This is a genomic window from Neisseria sp. P0022.S010 (assembly GCF_051956635.1).
Genome location: NZ_JBQCXF010000235.1, coordinates 1 through 4541, shown reverse-complemented (window position 1 = coordinate 4541; position 4541 = coordinate 1). Strand labels below are relative to the sequence as shown.

The following is a 4541-nucleotide window of genomic DNA, read 5'->3' as shown; positions in this document are numbered from 1 at the left end:
TATGGTTTTCCAAATACTCGCGGCTGCGGTGTAACAAGATGCCTTGTTCCGCCAACGGACGGATTAAGGCGATGATGTGCGGAATGTCGTCGCTGCGTGCCTGACGGATGGAAACAAACGGCTCACGGGCAATAGAGGTACCGCTGCCCTCGCGGGTAAACAGCTCGCGCAGCAGGCTGCCGTCCTCGCGGCCGTTGAGAATCTGCACCCGCGATACGCCGTTTTCCAGTGCGCACACTGCCGCATGGAGCAAATCAACCGGCGCATCGGGATTGCCGCGCACCAATTCCTGCACTTCGCCGACAGACAACGTATTGGCCAACGAACCATCGGCACGGCGGATACCGGCTTCTTCGGTCAAAAAAACCAGCTTCTCCGCCTGCAAAGCCATGGCCACTTCCTGCGCGGTTTCACACATACTCAGATTAAAGGTTTTGCCGCTGTACGAATGTCCCAAAGGACTGATAAGCACCACCGCGCCGCCATCTAAACGCAAACGGATTTCTTCCGCGTCGATTTTGCGGACGGTACCGGTATAGCCCATGTCCACGCCGTCGATAACACCCAACGGACGGGCGGTAATAAAGTTGCCACACGCAATAACCGGCGGCTTGCTCCGTTGCTGCGCAGATACGCTGCTGAACAAAGCTGCTTCGACATCGCTGCGGATAATCCCCGCCACCTGCTTCACTTCCATCAGGGTCGCTTCATCGGTAATCCGTCGGCTGCCGCTGTATTTCGGAACAAAATTCCGACCCGAAGCCAATTTGTCGAGCAAATGCCGCAAACCGTGCACCAAGACCAAACGCAAGCCCAAGCTGGCCAACAGATTCAAATCTGCGGCCAAACGAATCAAGGTTTCGCCTTCCAACAGGCTGTCGGTCACGCCGACCACCATGGTTTTGCCGCGCAAATATTGAATATAGGGCGCGGCTTCGCGAAAGCTGGCAACAAAATGGGCGATGGCACTCATAGCAGGGCAAGATAAAAGAGTTGCATAATCAAAACCGTCAGCGCAATCAGCGATGCCAACGTCCAGTTGAAACCGTCCTTGCGCGTTTTGACCGCCGCCTGCTCTTCCGCCTTAGGCTCTTCCTTAAGCGCGCTGTTGAGCAAATCGGAAATTTCTTTACGGGAAAGTTTGGAATGCTTGAGGATTTGCGCGCCGATGTTATGCACGAGGCGCACATCCGTTACCGCTACAGGCAGATGGGCAGGATCGGCCGGCAGGTTGCCCGACAGATAATCCTTGGCCTTAAACATCCCCGAACAACGCGTGCAGACCACGAAACCCTGCGCCACGTTCAACTGGGCATCTTTCACCCAATGCGGCGTTTTACAATGAGGACAAGAACAAGCAGGCATGAGTATTTTCCGTAAGTGTATTGAATCAAAAATATATTTTAGCCAATGTTTCAGGCCGTCTGAAAAACGTTTCAGACGACCTGAGCATGATGTTATGGTTTAAACCGCGCCGTAACGTTCGCGATAGGCTTTGACCGGCTCGAAGAAGCCGCCAAATTCGGCATTGTTTTGCAAGAGCGTGAACAAGTCGTTCAAGTTGGCAATCGAAACCACCGGCAGGCCGTATTGTTTTTCCACTTCCTGCACCGCCGACAATTCGCCCGTACCTTTTTCCATACGGTCGAGCGCAATGGCCACTGCGGCAGGCGTTGCGCCTTCGGCCTCAATCAGTTTGACCGATTCGCGCACGGATGTACCGGCGGAAATCACATCATCGATAATCAGCACGCGGCCTTTCAAAGGCGCACCCACCAACACACCGCCCTCGCCGTGGTCTTTGGCTTCTTTGCGGTTGTAGGCAAACGGTACGTTTACGCCTTTTTCCGCCAACATCATCGCTGTTGCCGCCGCCAAAATAATGCCTTTATAGGCTGGGCCGAACAGCATATCGAACTTCACGCCGCTGGCAATAATGGCTTCGGCATAAAACTTCGCCAGCTGCAAAGTCGATGCGCCGTCATTGAACAAACCGGCATTGAAAAAATAAGGCGACTGACGGCCGGCCTTGGTCGTAAATTCGCCGAATTTCAACACGTTTTGTGCCAAAGCGAATTTGAGGAAGTCTTGACGGAAATCGGACATTTGGGTTCTCCCGAAAGATGTTGATTTATCAAAGAAACGATTATAAAGGATTCATGCGGAAAAATCAGGCCGTCTGAAAAACGGGTTCGCCCCGCTTTAAACCGACTTGCCCTATTCCCTTTCAAACCGACAAGGCGGCATTGCCGTCTTATCCCGGCAATCAAAGCGGATTATTCCCGATGATAAGGATGGTTGTTCAAAATCGAAACGGCGCGATAAAGCTGCTCGGTCAGTAAAACGCGCACCATGCCGTGCGGCAGGGTCAGGCTGGAAAGGCGCATCATCATGTTTGCCTGCTGTTTCAAACGGTCGGTCATGCCGTCTGCGCCGCCGATAATAAAGCAGACGTGTTCGCCGTTTTGCTGCCAGCTTTTCAAATGTTGCGCCAATTCGACCGAAGTCGGCGCTTTGCCGCGCTCGTCCAATACCACCAAAAACGCGCCCTGCGGTATGGCTTCCAGCAGGCGTTTTTCTTCAGTCGCCATGCCCTGAGCCGCATTCACACCCGCGCCGCGTTTTTCCGGCTTGATTTCTTTCAGCGCATAATTGACATCGCGCCCGAAGCGTTTGGCGTACTCGCCGACGGCCTCATCGACCCAACGCGGCATTTTCGTGCCGACAGCCAAGACGGTGATATTCATGGGGTATCCTTTTACTATCGAATTGTCGGTTGGGCATTATGGTCAAGCAAGTTCTCAACCTTTTCAAACCATGAGCCAATGCCTACGCAACCGACTGAAAATAAAAGGCCGTCTGAAAGCCGAATGTATCCCGTTCGGCTGTTTCAGACGGCCTTTCAATGATTAGCAGTGAACCAGCGTACCTTCGTTTTCACCGGTTACCACGCGTTTGAGCGAGCCTTCTTTGGCAATGCCGAATACCACGATATTGAGCTTGCGTTCTCGGCAGAGGGCGAAGGCGGTGGCATCCATCACTTTGAGGTTTTTCAACAAGGCTTCGTCAAAAGTAATGGTTTCGTAGCGTGTTGCTGATGGATCTTTTTTCGGGTCTGCGGTGTACACGCCGTCGACATTGGTGGCTTTGAGCATCACGTCGCAGTTCATTTCCGCACCGCGCAATGCGGCGGCAGTGTCGGTCGTGAAGAACGGATTACCGGTACCGGCGGCGAAAATCACGACTTTGCCTTCTTCCAAATATTGAATGGCTTTAGGGCGGGCGTAAGTTTCAGCGATTTGCTGCATAGACAGTGCGGATTGTACGCGCGCTTTGATGCCCAAAGTTTCAAATGCGTCTTTGAGCGCCAAGGCGTTCATGACGGTCGCCATCATGCCCATGTAGTCGGCAGTGGCGCGGTCCATGCTGCCTGCTTGTGCAGATACGCCGCGGAAAATGTTACCGCCGCCGACAACGATACCGACTTGCACGCCCATTCTCACGATTTCGGCAATTTCGCCGACAGTTTGAACGATGGTATCGTGATTGATGCCGAATGGATCAGAGCCCATCAGGGATTCGCCGGAGAGTTTCAGTAATACGCGTTTGTATTTGATTTGCTGTGTCATGGGATACCTTACTTTCTTGAATGTCGTCGGTCGGGGGCCGGGCCGTCTGAATTTTCAAACGGTCGGAATATTAATGATAGGGTGTGTCGGTTTATTATTGTTTTGGTTTTCAGACGGCCTGAATATTCGGCCGTCTTAAATTAGGTACCGTAAACGGTTTTCTCAAAAAAAAGCACCCTGATTCGTTTGGAATCTAGGTGCTTTCTTTTTCATAAGTGCCTTACACTTTAGCAGCGGCAGCAACTTCGGCCGCGTAGTCAACAACGGCTTTCTCGATACCGTCGCCTACTTTGTAGCGTACGAAGCTGATCACTTCAGTGCCGTTTTCTTTAGCGAATTGGGCAACAGTTTGGTCAGGGTTCATCACGAATGCTTGGCCGTTCAGAGTGATTTCAGCCAAGAATTTACGGATACGGCCTTCAACCATTTTAGCGGCGATTTCGGCAGGTTTGCCGGAAGCAATGGCTTGCTCGGTGTAGATGTGGCGTTCTTTTTCGATGGTTTCGGCATCTACTTCGGCTTCGGATACGCATTGAGGTTTGGCGGCAACGATGTGCATACCGATTTTGCGTGCTACGTCTTCAGAGCCTTTGTACTCAACCAATACGCCTTCGGTAGCCAAAGCACCGTGGATGTAGGCAACCAGTTGGTTGGCAGTGTCGATCACTTGGAAGCGGCGAACAGACATGTTTTCGCCCAATTTAGCGATAATGGCTTTACGTTCTGCTTCGACCAGTTCGCTCAGTTCTTCAACGGTAGCCGGTTTTTTCTCGGCAGCAGTTTTCGCAACGAAGTTGGCAAATTCTACGAAGCCGGCGTCTTTAGCAACGAAGTCGGTTTCGCAGTTTACTTCAACCAATGCGCCGACATTGCCGTTGATCGCGTAAGCCAATACGCCTTCGGCAGCAGTAC

At 52.3% G+C, this 4541-nt stretch carries 6 protein-coding genes; all 6 read right to left on the bottom strand.

Annotation, left to right across the window (positions count from 1 at the left end; translation table 11 throughout):
• Nucleotides 1-973: amino-acid N-acetyltransferase (argA, locus tag ACTHUT_RS14380; RefSeq protein ID WP_440418944.1), on the bottom strand; the 973-nt coding region annotated here is incomplete at its 3' end.
• Nucleotides 970-1365: an MJ0042-type zinc finger domain-containing protein gene (locus ACTHUT_RS14375; RefSeq protein WP_039862294.1), complete on the bottom strand. Its 396-nt coding sequence runs from the start codon at nt 1363-1365 to the stop codon at nt 970-972. The genes ACTHUT_RS14375 and argA, both read right to left, overlap by 4 nt.
• A 99-nt stretch (nt 1366-1464) precedes the next feature.
• On the bottom strand, nt 1465-2106 hold the full coding sequence (gene pyrE / locus ACTHUT_RS14370) for an orotate phosphoribosyltransferase (protein ID WP_003682682.1): 642 nt from the start codon (nt 2104-2106) through the stop codon (nt 1465-1467).
• Between the two features lie 170 nt (nt 2107-2276).
• The gene (gene rlmH / locus ACTHUT_RS14365; RefSeq protein WP_440386555.1) at nt 2277-2747 is read right to left on the bottom strand and encodes a 23S rRNA (pseudouridine(1915)-N(3))-methyltransferase RlmH; all 471 of its coding nucleotides are present in this window, start codon (nt 2745-2747) and stop codon (nt 2277-2279) included.
• Between the two features lie 162 nt (nt 2748-2909).
• Complete coding sequence (gene pyrH / locus ACTHUT_RS14360) at nt 2910-3629, bottom strand: UMP kinase (RefSeq protein ID WP_003708812.1); 720 nt, start codon at nt 3627-3629, stop codon at nt 2910-2912.
• 220 nt (nt 3630-3849) lie between these two features.
• On the bottom strand, nt 3850-4541 hold a 692-nt coding region (gene tsf, locus ACTHUT_RS14355), incomplete at its 5' end, for a translation elongation factor Ts (RefSeq protein WP_440418943.1).

Excerpts from the sequence above, each read along its gene's own strand:
- pyrH (WP_003708812.1), bottom strand. The coding sequence starts at position 3,629 with ATGACACAGCAAATCAAATACAAACGCGTATTACTGAAACTCTCCGGC.
- pyrE (WP_003682682.1), bottom strand. The coding sequence starts at position 2,106 with ATGTCCGATTTCCGTCAAGACTTCCTCAAATTCGCTTTGGCACAAAAC.
- ACTHUT_RS14375 (WP_039862294.1), bottom strand. The coding sequence starts at position 1,365 with ATGCCTGCTTGTTCTTGTCCTCATTGTAAAACGCCGCATTGGGTGAAA.
- rlmH (WP_440386555.1), bottom strand. The coding sequence starts at position 2,747 with ATGAATATCACCGTCTTGGCTGTCGGCACGAAAATGCCGCGTTGGGTC.